General features: G+C 56.2%; 18 protein-coding genes and 1 pseudogene. 1 reads left to right on the forward strand and 18 read right to left on the reverse strand.

The window, feature by feature from the left end; all coding sequences use genetic code 11:
- From nusB to DXD39_RS04655, 14 genes and pseudogenes are all read right to left on the reverse strand, one after another.
- Positions 1-588 carry a transcription antitermination factor NusB gene (gene nusB / locus DXD39_RS04580; RefSeq protein ID WP_117803269.1) on the reverse strand — a complete coding sequence of 196 codons (588 nt, stop codon included), beginning with the start codon at positions 586-588 and terminating at the stop codon, positions 1-3.
- A 3-nt stretch (positions 589-591) separates the two neighbouring features.
- Positions 592-954, reverse strand: a complete 363-nt coding sequence (locus DXD39_RS04585; RefSeq protein ID WP_035138197.1) for an Asp23/Gls24 family envelope stress response protein — start codon at positions 952-954, stop codon at positions 592-594.
- Positions 955-978: 24 nt separating this feature from the next.
- Positions 979-1542, reverse strand: coding sequence for an elongation factor P (gene efp, locus DXD39_RS04590; protein ID WP_117757241.1), 564 nt, complete (start codon positions 1540-1542; stop codon positions 979-981).
- A 160-nt stretch (positions 1543-1702) separates the two neighbouring features.
- Positions 1703-2833: a Xaa-Pro peptidase family protein gene (locus DXD39_RS04595; RefSeq protein WP_117803270.1), complete on the reverse strand. Its 1131-nt coding sequence runs from the start codon at positions 2831-2833 to the stop codon at positions 1703-1705.
- 132 nt (positions 2834-2965) lie between these two features.
- On the reverse strand, positions 2966-4075 hold the full coding sequence (locus tag DXD39_RS04600; protein ID WP_117803271.1) for a hypothetical protein: 1110 nt from the start codon (positions 4073-4075) through the stop codon (positions 2966-2968).
- Positions 4072-4605 carry a shikimate kinase gene (locus DXD39_RS04605; RefSeq protein WP_117736305.1) on the reverse strand — a complete coding sequence of 178 codons (534 nt, stop codon included), beginning with the start codon at positions 4603-4605 and terminating at the stop codon, positions 4072-4074. Before DXD39_RS04605 ends, DXD39_RS04600 begins: the two co-directional genes overlap by 4 nt.
- 8 nt (positions 4606-4613) lie before the next feature.
- Positions 4614-5111, reverse strand: a complete 498-nt coding sequence (locus DXD39_RS04610; protein WP_099431674.1) for a YqeG family HAD IIIA-type phosphatase — start codon at positions 5109-5111, stop codon at positions 4614-4616.
- Position 5112: 1 nt separating this feature from the next.
- Complete coding sequence (gene mltG, locus DXD39_RS04615) at positions 5113-6546, reverse strand: endolytic transglycosylase MltG (RefSeq protein ID WP_231500808.1); 1434 nt, start codon at positions 6544-6546, stop codon at positions 5113-5115.
- On the reverse strand, positions 6539-6967 hold the full coding sequence (gene ruvX / locus DXD39_RS04620; RefSeq protein WP_035138185.1) for a Holliday junction resolvase RuvX: 429 nt from the start codon (positions 6965-6967) through the stop codon (positions 6539-6541). The genes mltG and ruvX overlap by 8 nt, the downstream gene beginning before the upstream one ends.
- 17 nt (positions 6968-6984) lie before the next feature.
- Positions 6985-9642, reverse strand: coding sequence for an alanine--tRNA ligase (gene alaS, locus DXD39_RS04625; protein ID WP_117803272.1), 2658 nt, complete (start codon positions 9640-9642; stop codon positions 6985-6987).
- A 151-nt stretch (positions 9643-9793) separates the two neighbouring features.
- Positions 9794-9907, reverse strand: a pseudogene (locus DXD39_RS10380) (topoisomerase DNA-binding C4 zinc finger domain-containing protein); the annotation flags it as partial.
- A gap of 169 nt (positions 9908-10076) precedes the next feature.
- On the reverse strand, positions 10077-10814 hold the full coding sequence (gene erm(B) / locus DXD39_RS04640) for a 23S rRNA (adenine(2058)-N(6))-methyltransferase Erm(B) (protein WP_117803273.1): 738 nt from the start codon (positions 10812-10814) through the stop codon (positions 10077-10079).
- Positions 10815-10938: 124 nt separating this feature from the next.
- Positions 10939-11022, reverse strand: a complete 84-nt coding sequence (locus DXD39_RS04645) for a 23S rRNA methyltransferase attenuation leader peptide (protein WP_001865637.1) — start codon at positions 11020-11022, stop codon at positions 10939-10941.
- 72 nt (positions 11023-11094) lie between these two features.
- A complete protein-coding gene (locus DXD39_RS04655; RefSeq protein WP_233541105.1) occupies positions 11095-11487 on the reverse strand; it encodes a hypothetical protein in 393 nt (130 codons plus the stop codon).
- A 391-nt stretch (positions 11488-11878) separates the two neighbouring features.
- Between DXD39_RS04655 and DXD39_RS04660 the strand changes: the two genes are divergently transcribed.
- The gene (locus DXD39_RS04660) at positions 11879-12118 is read left to right on the forward strand and encodes a hypothetical protein (protein ID WP_117803274.1); all 240 of its coding nucleotides are present in this window, start codon (positions 11879-11881) and stop codon (positions 12116-12118) included.
- 9 nt (positions 12119-12127) lie between these two features.
- Here DXD39_RS04660 and DXD39_RS04665 read toward each other — a convergent pair whose 3' ends face one another.
- From DXD39_RS04665 to DXD39_RS04680, 4 genes are read right to left on the reverse strand one after another with little or no spacing between them, the layout of a single operon-like run.
- The gene (locus DXD39_RS04665; protein ID WP_117803275.1) at positions 12128-13537 is read right to left on the reverse strand and encodes an AI-2E family transporter; all 1410 of its coding nucleotides are present in this window, start codon (positions 13535-13537) and stop codon (positions 12128-12130) included.
- Positions 13534-14325, reverse strand: a complete 792-nt coding sequence (locus DXD39_RS04670; protein ID WP_117583446.1) for an RNA polymerase sigma factor SigF — start codon at positions 14323-14325, stop codon at positions 13534-13536. The genes DXD39_RS04665 and DXD39_RS04670 overlap by 4 nt, the downstream gene beginning before the upstream one ends.
- 1 nt (position 14326) lies before the next feature.
- Positions 14327-14704 (reverse strand): ATP-binding protein, encoded by a 378-nt coding sequence (locus DXD39_RS04675; RefSeq protein ID WP_117583445.1) that lies wholly within the window; start codon positions 14702-14704, stop codon positions 14327-14329.
- Entirely contained in the window at positions 14697-15287 is a 591-nt protein-coding gene (locus tag DXD39_RS04680; RefSeq protein WP_117803276.1) for a hypothetical protein, read from the reverse strand. Before DXD39_RS04680 ends, DXD39_RS04675 begins: the two co-directional genes overlap by 8 nt.
- Between the last annotated feature and the right edge of the window lie 78 nt (positions 15288-15365).

Consider the following 15365-nt stretch of genomic DNA (forward strand, 5'->3'; position numbering starts at 1 on the left):
CTACTCCTCGACGGAGTCGGCCTCGACGGCCTCAGCAGCGTCCACATCCTCGGCAAGTACACCGGCGGTAGCCTGAGCGGCAGCGACCTTGGCGGCAGCCTCGGCAGCCTGGGCCTCCTCGCGAGCGCGATCCTCGGCCAGCAGCTCCTGGTACAGGTCCTCACCCGGCAGCTCCTCGCTGCGAGCGATCTTGCCCAGCACGCCGTTGACGAACGACGCGGACTGGTCGGTCCCATAGGCCTTGGCAAGCTCAACGGCCTCGTTGATCACGATGGCGTCCGAGACCTCTTCGTCGGTGAGGAAGCGCATCTCGTAGACGGCGATACGCAGCAGATTGCGGTCGGCGCCGGGCATGCGCATAAGATCCCAGTTTTTGGCAACGGAACGCAGAGCGCAGTCGATGCGGTCGATATGCTCGTAAGCACCGCGGCACAGCTCCAGCGCATAGGGGTCGAGGGGACCCTTCGAGATCAGGAAATCGCCCTCGAGGACGCGCTCGAGCGGGCTGTCCGTGGCCTCGGCCTGGAACAGCAGCTGCAGCGCCTGACTGCGGGCAAGCGTGCGCCCGCGATAAACCTTAAGGCTCAAAGGTTACTCCTTGGGGAAAACGAGGCCGTCGATGCAAACGTCAACGCGCTCGACCTCAACGCCAACCTGGGCATCGATGGCGGCGACCACGGCAGCGCGAACGGCCTCGGCGAGTTTCTTGAACGGATAGCCAAAGAACACCACAACGCGCACGGTAAGTGCGAGCTTGTCGCCGATGACCTCGGCCTCGACCGCCGGCTCGGAAGCCGGGGCCTTGGACGAGAGCATCATGGAGACAAGGTTGGTGGCAAGGTCCTTGACGCCAACGGAGGCGATGCCCTCGACATCCGACACGGCGCGCGAGACGATGGCGGTCAGAACATCGGGCGAAATGCCGATGCCGTCAATCTTGATTTCCTGGGGCATGAGTCCTCCTAGAAGAGTTGGTTGCTAGACGCGGGAGACGAACTTGCCGTCGCGGGTGTCAACCTTGATGACCTCGCCCTCGTTGAGGTACATGGGGACCTGGATGACGGCGCCGGTGTCGATCGTGGCCGGCTTGGTGGAACCCTGGACGGTGTCGCCCTTAAAGCCCGGGTCGGTCTGGACGATGGTGGTCTCGATGAACATCGGCGGGGTCACGCCCATGAGCTCATCGTCGGCGAAGAGCAGCTGGCAAATGTCGTTCTCGCGCAGCCACTTGGAGTTCTCGCCCACCATGTCCTCGGGAACAGGAACCTGCTCATAGGTCTCATTGTCCATGAAAATGTAGTCGGTGCCATCGTTGTAGAGGTACTGGAACTCACGGGTGGTGAGCATAACGCTCTCGAACTTGGTGCCGGCGTTGCAGGTGTTCTCGACGACGCGGCCGCTCTTGATGTCGCGGGTCTTGTAGCGCACAAACGCGCCGCCCTTGCCCGGCTTGACATGCTGGAACTCGACGATGGTGTAGACCTTGTCCTTGATACGGAGACCGAGGCCGTTCTTGAAGTCGGCGGTAGAAATGGTAGGCATAGCGACCTTTCTTGTTATGGGCAGAACGCACAAGCGTCCAAATTACATACGACAGAAATTATACACTTGCAGACGGCGCCTGCGGAGAGCGCATAAAAAGAGAACGCGGGGCGTCCGGATCGATTCGGACGCCCCGCCCCAAACTATCTACCGAAGTAGACTAGCAGTCGATAACGTGCAGGTCGTGCGGGGTCTTGGTGAAGGGCTCGTAGCCGTTCTCGGTGACAACGCCGTAGTCCTCCAGGCGCACGCCGCCCACGCCGGGCAGGTAGACGCCGGGCTCCATGGTGACAACCGAGCCGATCTCGATGGTGTTCTTGCTACGGTTGAAGTTGGGCAGCTCGTGGATGTCGATACCAACGCCGTGGCCCAAGCCATGGTTGTAGTAATCGCCATAGCCGGCATCGCCGATGATCTTCTTGGAAAGCTTGAAAATGTCGTTGCCCTCAACGCCCGGATGGATGGCGGCGACGCACTCCTCGTGTGTACGGCGCACGAGCGCGTACAGGTCGAGCTGCTCCTGGGTAGGCTCGCCCATCACGACGGTGCGTGTCATGTCGGAGCGGTAATCACAGTAGCCCGCGCCGTAATCCATAAGAACGAAATCGCCCTTCTCGATCACGCGGTCGCTCGGCACGGCATGCGGGTTGGCGGTGTTGGGACCACTCGCCACGATGGAGCCGAAGGCAAGGCTATCGGCGCCGTTGGCGAACATAAAGTTCTCGAGCTCGTTGCGAACCTGCTTCTCGGTCATGCCGGGCTTAATAAAGCCGAGCATATGCTGGAAGGCGGCATCGGTGATCGACTGCGCATGGCACATGAGCTCGAGCTCCTCGGCGTCCTTGATGGCGCGCATCTTGCGAATGTCGTCATGCATCAGCGGCAGCATGCAGGCGACGGAACGATCCTCCAGACCACGCTGAATGCCCTGGTAGAAGTTGATCTGCATGTCGTCCTCGACAGCGCAGACACGGCACTTGTTAGCCGCGATCTTGCCGGCGACCCAACCGGGGATGGTGCCCTCGTCCATGTCGTAGACCCAGGGGCTGCCGGCGGACGTGTTCTCCTCAAAGCTGTTGAGATAGCGTGAGTCGGTATGGAACAGGCACTGGTCGGCCGTAATAAATGCAGCGTGCGGGAACTCGAAGGTGTAGTCGAAGACGCCCTTCACGCCCGTGAGCCAACGAAGGTTGGCCTCGTCGCGCACGACGATAGCGTCGTAGCCGCGCTCAGCCATCAGGGCACGGACACGCTCGATACGACCGGCAGGACCGGCAGCAAACTCAGACATGCAGATTCCTTTCTTATTGTCCTCATAAAAGCGGGACGGGCCTCGATCGAAAGATGGAATCGCGCGCGATTCGCAACCGATTGGAAACCCGCCCCTCAACATGATACGAAAGACGATGTATGTCAATAAATCCTAGAGAAGTTCTTTGCGAGAAGCCAAGTATGCGTGAGCATGGCGGTCGAGAACCTCGTCCTCAACGCTCGTTAGACGAATGGCGCCGAGCGCCGCGGGCAGCGGCAACATGCTGCGGTTCGAGCGAACAAACTGCTGCCTGCGGAACTCCTCGATATATGCGGCAGGCTCCAGATCGAAGGCAAGCTCCTCGATACCAAAGTCCTCCAGGCAGTCATCGACCTCAAAGACGTAATCGATATCAAAGTCGCAGGCATCATGTGCTAGGCGCGCCTCAAAGCGCATCCCCTCGGACAGCAGCTGGTAGGCAGGAACCTGCACCGCGGCTTTGCCCAGGCAGACGCGCAGAGTACGCTCCCCCGTCTTGCCAAAGTCTAGAGCGTGGCGGGCGCTGGGATTCGTAGCCATCAGTACGTCCTTACGGGCAGTCTGAGACCACTGAACGGCATTGACGAGCGCGACCTCCTCGCCCGCGAGAATCTCGGGGACGGTCTCGGTAAACTGATTCCAGCGGGACTTGCTGCTCGAAAGCATGGTGCCAACAAGTACCACATAGCCAAGTTTGAGGTCATCGGGGTCCGCCTCGCGAACAAGATCAAGGTCACACACGACCAACCCCGGCTCGGGACGGAACGCGATAGCGGGAAGCGCATGCGCCGACGAGGCAACGAGCGGCCTCATGGTCGTCGCGACCGTGAGCATGGCGTCAAACGTCGTCGGCAGCAAGGCGCACTCGGTGCGACCGCACCACTGATTGGCACACCAACAAACGACCGAGCAGGTCGCCGTGTCACCGACAGCGACAACGAGATCGTCGCAGGTAATGCCGTTAGCCGACAGGGCGCCAAAGACGGTATCGGCATCGGCCAGCGTAGCACCGGCAGGAGAAACCTCGAGGACGAGCAGCGACACGGCAAAACCGGCGTCGACCAGCGCATGCTCGACGACCTCGCCAAAACGCTCGGATGTAGCGTCGTTCCAAACCACCATCGCGCGCTTAGGCTTGCCCACGGCCGAGGCAAACATGCGCGACAGCTCCTCGAACGCGCCCAATCCAACGCGGACATCGACACTGCGGTTTTGGAAATTGATAAGTTGACGGCGAATCATAGCAGTCCACGCTCCAAAAGCATCTCGGCACAAAGGTAGGAAACGTCCTCGAAGGACTTGTTGCGAATATCAAGGGTAATATCGGCGGCCTGGCGATACAGCGGACGGCGATGCTCAAACAGGCGCGCAGCGTGCTCGGGCGAGCGGAAATCGGGCCGGGTATCGGAGCGGCGAATCTGGCGCAACGAGTCCTCAAAGTCGCCTTCGAGGTACACGCATATACCCATCTCATGCATCAGCTCAATGTTCACCGGCGTCTCGACGATGCCACCCCCGCACGACACCAGCAGGCTGCGCTCGCTTTGAAGCGAACGGAGTGCCGAGGTCTCAAGCTCGCGAAAACGATCCTCGCCCTCGGTCTCAAATATCTCGGTAACCGACTTGCCACATCGACGCACAACCAAACGATCGGTATCGATAAAACGCCGCTTGAACATAGTGCCGACGTTGCGCGCGAGCGTCGATTTGCCCGCGCCCAAAAAGCCGATAAAGAAGATATGGTCGCAGCCGTGTTTGATGTGCTGAGACATGGCGAAACCTATTCCTCGCAGGGAAGGTCGCGCAGGGCCCGGCGCTCAAAGATACGGAAGATCTGCGTGTACCACAGGTCCTGGGTTGCCTGCGGCTTGACCAGAATAGTGTCAACGCCGGCAAAGTTACCGCTCCACACGTCCGTGTACAGCTGATCGCCGATCAGCACCGCCTCGTCTGCCGTGGCGCCAAGGCGCTTAAGACCCGCCTTCAAGGCAAACGGGGCGGGCTTCATGGCGTGGCTGATGGCCTCGAGTCCCAGCTCGCGTGCAGAGCTCATGACCTGATCGCGATGCCAGTTGTTGGACACCATGCACAGCTTAAAGCCTTTGGCGCGGGCGGTATCGAGCCAAGCGGAAACCGCGGCGGGAACCTGCTCGGTGTCGCGCGGAACCAGAGTGTTATCGCGATCGAGCAGAATGGCGCGTTTGCCGTCGGCCCACAGGGTATCAAGGTCGATGCGATCGACCGAGGCAACGTATCGTTTGGGGCTAAAAATCCTCATGCTAATTCCAAGACAGTTGATGCTCTTCGTAGGTTTGCGAGAAGTACTCCTCGTCCTGCGTAATGTAGAAATACAGGTCATCGGAGTCGGTTGGCTCAAGCGTGGCCTTGAGTGCCTCGAGCGACGGAGAGCAGATGGGCGTGGGTGGCAGGCCCTCGTGCTTATAGGTGTTATACGGGCTATCGCTCTGCAGGTCGTCGGCGGTAACCTCGCCACCGGTGACATACATCATGGTCGCATCGCTGTTGAGATAGCGCAGACCGTCGAGCTTGCCGGCAAGGCGGTTGTAGAAGACCGAGGCCACGTGTGCACGTTGATCGGCGTTGAGGCCCTCGCGCTCAACGATAGAGGCCAAGTTGACGATGTCGTAGTCGGACATCTCCACACCGTAGCGCTCCTTGATCTTGGCTTCGCAGCTCGCAAAGTCAAGCGACTTGTACTCGGTCTTAAACTGATCGAGCATGGCGCGAATCACGTCATCGGCCGTCGGCGAATCACCCAACGAATAGGTCTTGGGGAACAAAAAACCCTCGAGCGAGTCGTTGGCGGCGCCCTTAAGGAAGCTATAGTCGTCCACGTAGTTGGAGGCCTTGGCCTGGTTGAGGAAGTCTTCCTTAGAGATGCTGTCGTAGGCCTGGGCCACGCGGTCGGCGACTTGATCGACTGTCAGACCCTCAGGGATAGTCAGCGCATTGGAGCCCGCGTTGGGGCCTTCCATGAGCTGCTGAACAACCTTGGTCGCATCCATGAGTGTGGTGAACGAGTAGGTGCCAGGCTTAAGCGACATATCGGCGTTAAGCTTTTTCACCGCCGCGTAGTAATCCTTGGGATTTTCGACGATATGGTTCTCGGAGAGAATCGAGGCGATCGTATCGCCCGAAGCACCGTCGGGAATGGTCACCGTAACTTGCTGGCCAGCAGCGACTTTCGCATCCTCACCGGCAAAGAAGCCCTTAACGGCAGGTACGACAAAGAAAGCGATAGTAGCAAGCGCGATTACGGCCACCACAACGCCGATGATCATAGGAACCGGAGAACTCTTCTTTTGAGCACCGCGACGAGCATGCGTGTTGTAGCTCGAGCGAGTCGCCGGAGCAACGCCATGCGACCCGCGAGCGTGATGCGAATGCGATTGGGGGGCCTGCGTTCGCTGGGTAGGTGCCTGTTGCTTAAAGCGAGCACCGCCTGCAGGCTGAGCCGAACGAGCAGTGGGCTGCTGAGCCGCGTGAGAAGCCGGATACTGAACCGAACGAGCAGAAGGCTGCTGACCCGTCCGTTGAACAGGTTGGGCCGAACGAGAGGAGGACTGCACCGGGCGCGCGGCAGACTGAGCTGCGCGCTGGGTCGGCTGTGCCGGACGCTGGCCAGGCTGGGCAGGGCGCGACGCCGACTGACGTGTACAATTCGGCTGGCGCGGATCGGAAGCGCTAGGCATGCGAAACCTCCTCGTTTTTACGATCAAGCCACGTCTGCAAAAACAGGCTGGCGGCAATCATGTCAATCTTGCCCCTCATCTGCTTTTCGTTGAGGCCCTGCTCGCGCAGGATACGCTTTGCCTCTTGCGAGGACAGGCGCTCGTCCTCAAACTCCAACGGAAGATCGAGCTCGTCGGCAATCTTTTGCGCAACAGCGGCAACGCGCTCGGCCTGGGGACCGGGCTCACCGGCCATGGTCAGGGGACGCCCACTTACCAGGATATCGGGCTCATAGTCCTCAACCAGGTAGCGGAACGTCTTGGCCATACCGGTGACCTCTGCAGCCGGGAGCACCTTGACAGGCATCGCCATCTTGCCATCACGGCTCGAGACGGCGATGCCGATCCTGGTCTCCCCTATGTCCAGCGCAAGCGCGACCACAGCGACTACCTAGATTCTTAGGCGCCGAGCGCGGTCTTAGCGGCCGCGAGGGCATCGGCGATGCCGGCGGCGTTCTTGCCACCGGCCTGGGCCATGTTGGGACGGCCGCCACCGCGACCGTCGACCAGGCCCGCGATCTGCTTGATCACGTTACCGGCGTGGAAACCGGCCTTGACGGCGTCATCGGAGCCGGCGGCAAGCAGGGCCGGGGTGCCCTTCTCGGTCACGCTGGCGACGACGCAGGCGACAGGGCCGACGACCTTCTGGTGCACGGTATCCCACACGTTGCGCAGGTCGGCAGCCTCAAGGCGCTGAAGCTCGGCAACAACGAGCTTATAGCCATTCAGCTCAACAGCACCGTCGATGGCGCTGGAAATGGCATCGGAGGAGCCACCGGTGAGCGCCTTCTTGAGCTTGCTGGACGTCTCGCGCAGCTCGGCCTGCAGGTTCTCCACGCGGGCGGGAACCTCTTCGACGCGGCACTTGAGCGCAGCGGCAGCGGCGTCGACGAGCGCCAGACGGTCGGCCATGTAGTCGAGGGCACCCTTAGAGGTCACGGCCTCGATACGGCGGACGTTGGAGCCCGTAGAGGACTCGGAAATGATCTTGAACAGGCCGATCTCGGCGGTGTTGGCGGCATGGGTGCCACCGCAGAGCTCACGGGAGAACGGATGGTCCTCGGCGCCCACCGAGACGACGCGGACGACATCGCCATACTTCTCGCCAAACAGGGCGACAGCACCGGCAGCCTTGGCCTCGTCAATGCCCATGACGCGGGTCACGACCGGCTTGGAAGCGAAAATCTGCTGGTTGACTAGATCCTCGACAGCCTTGAGCTGCTCGGAGGACAGGGCCTCGAAGTGCGTGAAGTCAAAGCGCAGGTGCTCGGGCGTCACCAGCGATCCGGCCTGGGAGACGTGCTCGCCCAGGACCTGCTTAAGCGCGGCGTCGAGCAGGTGGGTGGCGGTATGGTTGCGGCGCAGGAAACCACGGCGCTCGGCATCGAGCGCCGCGGTCAGGGTGGCACCGACGGTCAGTGTGCCCTCGGCAACGTGCGCGACATGGGCATACAGGCCATTGTGGTTCTTGGTATCGGAAACGGTCAGAACAACGCCCTCGTCGACAAGCTTGCCAGCATCGCCCTGCTGGCCACCCATCTCGGCGTAGAACGGGGTGCGGTCAAGCACGACCTCGACGTTCTCGCCGGCGTCAACGGACTCGACGGACTCGCCATTGCGAACGAGGGCGACAACCTTGGCGCCATCGATAACGTCGTTGTCATAGCCGTCGAACTCCGTCGCGGCGACCTTGTCGGAAAGCTCGACCCAAACGTCGTTGAAGCTGCCCCAGGCATCGCCCTTGGCGTTGGCGCGGGCGCGGGCCTTCTGGTCCTCCATGCAAGCGGTAAAGCCATCCATATCGACGTCGTGACCGGCAGCGCCGGCAATCTCGACAGTCAGGTCAATGGGGAAACCAAAGGTGTCGTGAAGCTTAAAGGCAACGTCGCCCGGAAGAACGGCGCCGTCGGCGAGCGCGGCCAGGGCCTCGTCCAGGTAAACGCGGCCGTTGTCGAGCGTCGTGGAGAAACGCTCCTCCTCGGAGGCGACGATGCCCTTAACGAGCGCGACGTTCTTGAGCAGCTCGGGATAGGCATCGCCCATCTGAGCGTTGACCTCGTCGATGAACTTGGTCAGGAAGGCGCCCTCGATGCCCAGTAGGCGGCCGTGGAACACGGCACGACGGAGCAGACGACGCAAAACGTACTCGCGTCCCTCGTTACCGGGAAGGATGCCATCCGAGATCATAAAGTCGACGGCACGGGAGTGGTCGGCGATGATGCGCAGGGAGCGACTGGCGCCGGAGTAATCGTCGGCGTCATAGGTCTTGCCGCTGATCTCCTCACCGAGCTTGATGAGGTGCTGCATCAGATCACCGTCGTAGTTAGCGGTCTTGTGCTGCATGATAGCGGCCATGCGCTCCAGACCCATACCCGTATCGAGGTTGCGGTGCGGCAGCTCCGGCATGGAGCCGTCCTCCTGGCGGTCGTACTGGGTAAACACGAGGTTCCAGAACTCAAGGAAGCGGTCGCAGTCGCAGCCGGGCTTGCAGTCGGGGCTGCCGCAACCGACCTCTTCGCCCATGTCAAAGTAGATCTCGGAGCACGGACCGCAGGGACCGGTGGGGCCAGCGGCCCAGAAGTTATCGTCCTCGCCCAGACGCGAGATGTGATCCTCGTCAACGCCCAGGGAGCGCCACACGTCATGGGTCTCGTCGTCCTCGGTAAAGACGGTGAAGTACAGGCGGTCGAGCGGCAGCTTGAACTCCTTGGTGATGAGCTCAAAGGCCCAAGTGCAGGCCTGCTGCTTGGAGACGCCGCCAAAGGAAAAGTCGCCGAGCATCTCAAAGAAGGACAGATGACGGCCGTCCTCGCCAATGCAGTCGATGTCGTTGGTGCGAACGCACTTCTGACAGGAGATCGCGCCGATCTCCTTCATGGTCTTCTTACCCTGGTAGTACTCCTTAAACTGGTTCATGCCGGCGTTGGCGAGCAGCAGCGAAGGATCGTCGGGAACGAGGGACGAAGAAGGATAGAGCTTAAGACCGCGCTCCTCAAAGAAGTTGAGGAACTTAGAGCGAATCTCGGCCGTAGTCATTGACGGGTAGTCAGCACTCATAGAGGGAATCTCCTCGGTTTCACATCGAAACAGTTCAAACGTAACGATATTACCATCCCACTGCGCCTGTGCAAAAAAGAGGGCCGCCAAACAGCGACCCTCCAGCGAAAGTGCATGTTATTTAGGACTAAGCAATCCTATGAAAAAAATGTTTCTTTCTAAAATGTTCAGCTAAAGTAAACTTACATTCAGGATAATTTGAACAACCATAAAACGATTTTTTTAATACAATATTGTTGCCACACTTAGGACATTTTCCTACAAGGGGTCCCGAGCGCTTAGTGGGAATTTGCACCCCTTATCGATACAAATTCCCCGTAGGCGCTAGGGACCTCTTTAGCTTCTTGGAAGCTGTCAGTAGTATATCTAATAATTTATCTCCATTCCCTTTAGTAACGTGTAACTTTCCAAATTTAAAAAAGCGACTCATAGAATTATTTCCTCCCGTTAAATAATAGATAACTATTAAAAATAGACAATACTTGCTCATAAGTAACGGTACTTAAATTGTTTACTTTGGCGTGTTTCATTGCTTGATGAAACTGATTTTTAGTAAACAGTTGACGATATTCTCGATTGACCCATTTTGAAACAAAGTACGTATATAGCTTCCAATATTTATCTGGAACATCTGTGGTATGGCGGGTAAGTTTTATTAAGACACTGTTTACTTTTGGTTTAGGATGAAAGCATTCCGCTGGCAGCTTAAGCAATTGCTGAATCGAGACTTGAGTGTGCAAGAGCAACCCTAGTGTTCGGTGAATATCCAAGGTACGCTTGTAGAATCCTTCTTCAACAATCAGATAGATGTCAGACACATGGCTTTCAAAAACCACTTTTTTAATAATTTGTGTGCTTAAATGGTAAGGAATACTCCCAACAATTTTATACCTCTGTTTGTTAGGGAATTGAAACTGTAGAATATCTTGGTGAATTAAAGTGACACGAGTGTTCAGTTTTAATTTTTCTGACGATAAGTTGAATAGATGACTGTCTAATTCAATAGACGTTACCTGTTTACTTATTTTAGCCAGTTTCGTCGTTAAATGCCCTTTACCTGTTCCAATTTCGTAAACGGTATCGGTTTCTTTTAAATTCAATTGTTTTATTATTTGGTTGAGTACTTTTTCACTCGTTAAAAAGTTTTGAGAATATTTTATATTTTTGTTCATGTAATCACTCCTGAAGTGATTACATCTGTAAATAAATACATAAGTTAAACGATTTGTTTGTAATTTTAGTTATCTGTTTAAAAAGTCATAAGATTAGTCACTGGTAGGAATTAATCTAACGTATTTATTTATCTGTGTAATCACTGTTTTTAGTCTGTTTCAAAACAGTAGATGTTTTATCTACATTACGCATTTGGAATACCAACATGACGAATCCCTCCTTCTTAATTACAAATTTTTAGCATCTAATTTAACTTCAATTCCTATTATACACAAAATTTTAAGATAAATCAATAGCTGTTGTTAAAATATCGCTTGCTGAAATAGTTTCTTTTTCCGTGTGAATATCAAAATCAATAAAGAAGGTATTGATTTGTCTTAAATTGTTTTCAGAATGTCCTTTAGTGTATGAACGGTTTTCGTCTGCATACGTACCATAACGATAAACGTTTGGTGTCCAATGCGTAAATGTATCTTGATTTTCGTGAATCGCTTCTTCGGAAGTCAGAACAACGCCACGTCCGCCAATCATGCTTTTTTTTGAGCGATACGCAAAAATAGCCCCTTTACTTTTACCTGGCTTGGTAGTGATTGAGCGAATTTTACTATTTTTAAATTTGTGCTTTAACAAGCCGTCATGAAGCACAGTTTCTACAACAAAAGGGATATTCATTCAGCTGTTCTCCTTTCTTACGAAAATTAATTAGTTAGAAGCTACGATCAAAGTTGAATCACAACAAAAAAGGCAATCAACTAAGTTTTTCTTAATTGATTGCCTGGTATCTTCTTAAAGACTTGAAATCCCCTCAAAAACCCGATATAATGGGTTTACAGATATTTAAGTATCTGATTAATAAAGTAATTAAATACTTTACCAAATTTTGGGTCTCGACTTCTTTAATTGATTGGTGGTAATCAATTAAGGCTCGCAGTTAAAGTTTCTCAGGCTTTAACTGGTCGTGGCTCTTTTTTTGTATTCTTTATTCAGTTCGTTGTTTCGTTATATCTAGTATATCGCTTTTTAAAAAAAATACTATATAAGAATCATCCGGAAGGAGCGGCCGATGAATACCAAACGATTTATCCTGAATGCACTTCTGGTTGTAGCACTTTTAGCGCTCTTGGCCTTCTCCCACTGGTATTCAAACCAACCAGCATTTGGCTACGTATTATATGCAGTAATGTCCGGAGATAAGGCCTGTTGCCCTCTGCGCGCAATTGACGTTCTCTATTTCTATGTAGCCGGCCCCTTATCAATCGCTTTGCTCTTGTTTCTTGTCTTTTACAACATCAAAAAACGCTAACAGGGCCTCTTAGGAATCCGAATCATCCATGGAGCCGTCGATGCCGGTTTTGGTGTCGTCGTCCGTATTGGAATCGTCGTCCTTGGCGAAGGGGTTCTTGAAGAAACCCGTCGCGTCGGGCTGAAGACCCGAGAGCTTGATCCATGAATTATCGAGCTCGGGCTTGGGCATGGCCTTGGCCTCGGGCGCGGTCTCATTGCCGATGAGCTCGGACTCATAGATGAACGTGTCATCGCCAAGCGCGTCATAGGCGGCGACCGGGTTGCCCTCGGCATCGCGATACGGCGTACCCTTAAACACGGCGCCTTCGTAGGCAACGAGCTGGCGGCCGGTCTCGTTTTCGAAGTAGTACACGAAGATACCCTTGAGGGCCGCGCACAGCGGGATGGCGATAACCATGCCGATGGGGCCCATAAGCGCCGAGCCAATAACCAGGGCCGTGAGGCTCATGATGGGATGCACCTGTACCGAGCTCTGCATGACCTTAGGCGAAATGACGTTATCGGTGACATTTTGTGCCACCATGGTCACAACCAGGGTCCACAACGCCAGCATCGGGCTAAACATGAAACCGAGCACCGTGGCAATCGCCGCGCTCACCCAGGGACCGACAACCGGGACCAAGTGCATGATGCCGGTAAAGATGGCCATGAGCGCCGCATACGGATGCCCAATGATCGTAAAGCCGATAAAGGCAAGGATACCACCGCAGATGGACGTCACGACCATGCCACGCATGTAACCGCCGACTGAGCGCGAAAGAATCGCGACCATAAAGCGGTACGAGGTCTCCTTTTCCTGACCGATGATGGTGCAGACCTCGTGGTGCATACGGGGATAATCGCAGGCAAGCCAATAGGCAAGCACCAGACCCAAAAAGATCACGAACAGCTGTGAGGCCGTGTTGGTGATAAGCGGAAACACGCCGCGGCCGAGCTCGGCGGCAATCTGTGAGACATATTTGGACGCCACCGTAACGAGCGAAGAAAGGTTATCGTCCAGGTACTCCTTGACCGGCGTGTTGTTGAGCGTCTTGGCGCGCGAGATCATCTCATTAAGGTCGCCACCCGCAACACGTAGCTGCTCAGGCAGGCGGCTCAAGACTTCCATGATCTGACCAAAGAGAATCGGCGACAGGATACAGACGACACCGACGAGCACGGCTACGACCACAATGAGCGCGATGAGCGAGCCGATGCCACGGCCCACCCCATGATGCTCGAGCCAGTTGGTGATCGGCGACATCACAAAGGCAATAATGGAGCCGACGGCCAAAAACTCAATAACCGGCGCCAGAATCCCCATGAGGTTAAAGATGACGGCAGCGATCACGATGCAGCCGACGACGGCCCAAATGCGCAGCGTCAGAATGCGGGTGTCGCGCAGCACGCGATCGGTTTGTTGGGGGTGTTCACTCATGAACGAACCATTACTCCGTCGGGGTCAATCTTGTCCTGAATCTTCTTAAGCGTACGGCGCAGCAGACGCGAAACCTGCACCTGGGAGATGCCCAGCTTCTTAGCGATCTCGATCTGGGTCATGCCCTTCACAAAGCGCAGCTCGATCACCTCGCGCTCGCGCGGCGAGAAATCGCGAATGGCCTCCTCAATCACCAGGCGGTCATCGGTAAAGTCGAGCTCGTTGTCGTCGTCGGCGTAGCGATCGAGAATCGAAGGCGCATCGTCGGAATCGGACGCACCGGGGGCCTCGATGGGTACCGAAGTGTAGGCCGAGGACGATTCCATAGCTTCGAGCACCTCGTCGACGGTCACGTCCAGATATTCAGCGATTTCCTCAACCTTAGGAGAACGCTGCAGCTCGTTGGTGAGCTTGTCGGTGGCCTGGTTAACCTTGGCCGAGAGCTCCTGTAGACGACGCGGCACGCGCACGCTCCAGCCCTTGTCGCGGAAGTGGCGCTTAATCTCTCCCAGAATAGTAGGTGTCGCGAACGTGGTGAACTCGAGCCCGCGCTCAGGGTCAAAACGGTCGATAGCCTTGAGCAAGCCCAGATAGCCGACCTGCAAAAGGTCATCGAGCGGCTCACCGCGGTTCTTAAACTTGTTGGCAAGAAACCTTACCAGGTTCATGTGGGACATGACGAGTTGCTCGCGGGCATCCGGATCACCGGTCTCCTTGTAGCGACGAAACAACTCGCGGGTTTTCTCCTTGTCCCAAGCGGTCTTACCGCTCCGGGAACGTTCGGTCATATTAGATATCCGCCTTGAGGTCGAGGGAAAGCGTCAGGGGCGCCGCGGTCTTTTCGTAGGAATCGCACACGCTTGCAAGAATGAGTTCGGCATACACGGCAGCCTGGTCATCCTCATCGACAGTCGCCTGATCGCCAAAGGTAAAGGTCATTCCCACATGAGATTCGTCGACATCGAATGTGATCGAGATATCGTCGCAGTCGACCGCGGTGCACCCAAAGATGAAGGCCTCCTCGGCAGCCATGCGAATATCCTCGATGCGATCGACGGACATAGAGCACAGGGCGCCGACGTTGGCGGCCGTCATGCGCACCAAGCGCGCGAAACGCGGATCACCGGCAACGCTCAGCGTAATGGGGCAGGTTGTTTCGCTACTCATCGCAGGACTCCTCGGAGGTCTCGGCGGGCGTATAGGTGTAATACTGAGCAGGCTTGGCTGCGGGCTTCCGAGCCGTATCTGCACCATCGGCGGCCTCGTCCTCAGCCTCACCAATCAGAACGCGCTCGGTAGGCTGTTCGGCCTCGGCGGCAGCGGCGAGCTTGCGATCGGCGTCGGCTGCAGGAGCCTTCACCTTGTTAAATAGTTTCTGCACGGCACCGGCCGCAGAGTCGGTCACGCTCGACACGGCATTGCTGGCCTCGGCCACACTGCCCGTGACCTCAGAGATGTCGCGAACGACCGCCTCAACCTCAACAAGGTTGGACGTCAGGGCGTCAACGGCAGTCTTGCTCGATTTGAGGAGCGGCTCCACCTGGGCAAGTGCCGGTGTAAGCTCGTCAACGGCGCCATCGAGCTTTGCCACCACGGGCTGTGCCTCGGCGAGCGTGTTGTTGAGGTCGCTCACCGTCTGGTCGAGCGAATCAACGACGGTGCGCGTCTTGCGCAGCGTGAGCGCGAGCTCGATAACAGCCCACACGCCGGCAACGGCAAGTAGCACCAAGGCGATTTGAATGGGACTCATACAAGCCTCCCAAATGAATCGAAAAACAGACGCTCTTCATGGTACCCCAAAGGGGACCGAACATGCCAAGTGTGAGAT

Source organism: Collinsella sp. TM04-29 (assembly GCF_003466565.1).
Lineage (GTDB): Bacteria > Actinomycetota > Coriobacteriia > Coriobacteriales > Coriobacteriaceae > Collinsella.

What these genes read in the sequence shown, in the direction of transcription:
- DXD39_RS04610 (WP_099431674.1), bottom strand. Translation starts at nt 5,111, where the DNA reads ATGAGGATTTTTAGCCCCAAACGATACGTTGCCTCGGTCGATCGCATC.
- DXD39_RS04605 (WP_117736305.1), bottom strand. Translation starts at nt 4,605, where the DNA reads ATGTCTCAGCACATCAAACACGGCTGCGACCATATCTTCTTTATCGGC.
- DXD39_RS04680 (WP_117803276.1), bottom strand. Translation starts at nt 15,287, where the DNA reads ATGAGTCCCATTCAAATCGCCTTGGTGCTACTTGCCGTTGCCGGCGTG.
- DXD39_RS04660 (WP_117803274.1), top strand. Translation starts at nt 11,879, where the DNA reads ATGAATACCAAACGATTTATCCTGAATGCACTTCTGGTTGTAGCACTT.
- efp (WP_117757241.1), bottom strand. Translation starts at nt 1,542, where the DNA reads ATGCCTACCATTTCTACCGCCGACTTCAAGAACGGCCTCGGTCTCCGT.
- DXD39_RS04670 (WP_117583446.1), bottom strand. Translation starts at nt 14,325, where the DNA reads ATGACCGAACGTTCCCGGAGCGGTAAGACCGCTTGGGACAAGGAGAAA.
- mltG (WP_231500808.1), bottom strand. Translation starts at nt 6,546, where the DNA reads ATGCCTAGCGCTTCCGATCCGCGCCAGCCGAATTGTACACGTCAGTCG.
- DXD39_RS04595 (WP_117803270.1), bottom strand. Translation starts at nt 2,833, where the DNA reads ATGTCTGAGTTTGCTGCCGGTCCTGCCGGTCGTATCGAGCGTGTCCGT.
- DXD39_RS04600 (WP_117803271.1), bottom strand. Translation starts at nt 4,075, where the DNA reads ATGATTCGCCGTCAACTTATCAATTTCCAAAACCGCAGTGTCGATGTC.
- DXD39_RS04585 (WP_035138197.1), bottom strand. Translation starts at nt 954, where the DNA reads ATGCCCCAGGAAATCAAGATTGACGGCATCGGCATTTCGCCCGATGTT.
- DXD39_RS04655 (WP_233541105.1), bottom strand. Translation starts at nt 11,487, where the DNA reads ATGAATATCCCTTTTGTTGTAGAAACTGTGCTTCATGACGGCTTGTTA.
- alaS (WP_117803272.1), bottom strand. Translation starts at nt 9,642, where the DNA reads ATGAGTGCTGACTACCCGTCAATGACTACGGCCGAGATTCGCTCTAAG.
- DXD39_RS04645 (WP_001865637.1), bottom strand. Translation starts at nt 11,022, where the DNA reads ATGTTGGTATTCCAAATGCGTAATGTAGATAAAACATCTACTGTTTTG.
- DXD39_RS04675 (WP_117583445.1), bottom strand. Translation starts at nt 14,704, where the DNA reads ATGAGTAGCGAAACAACCTGCCCCATTACGCTGAGCGTTGCCGGTGAT.
- DXD39_RS04665 (WP_117803275.1), bottom strand. Translation starts at nt 13,537, where the DNA reads ATGAGTGAACACCCCCAACAAACCGATCGCGTGCTGCGCGACACCCGC.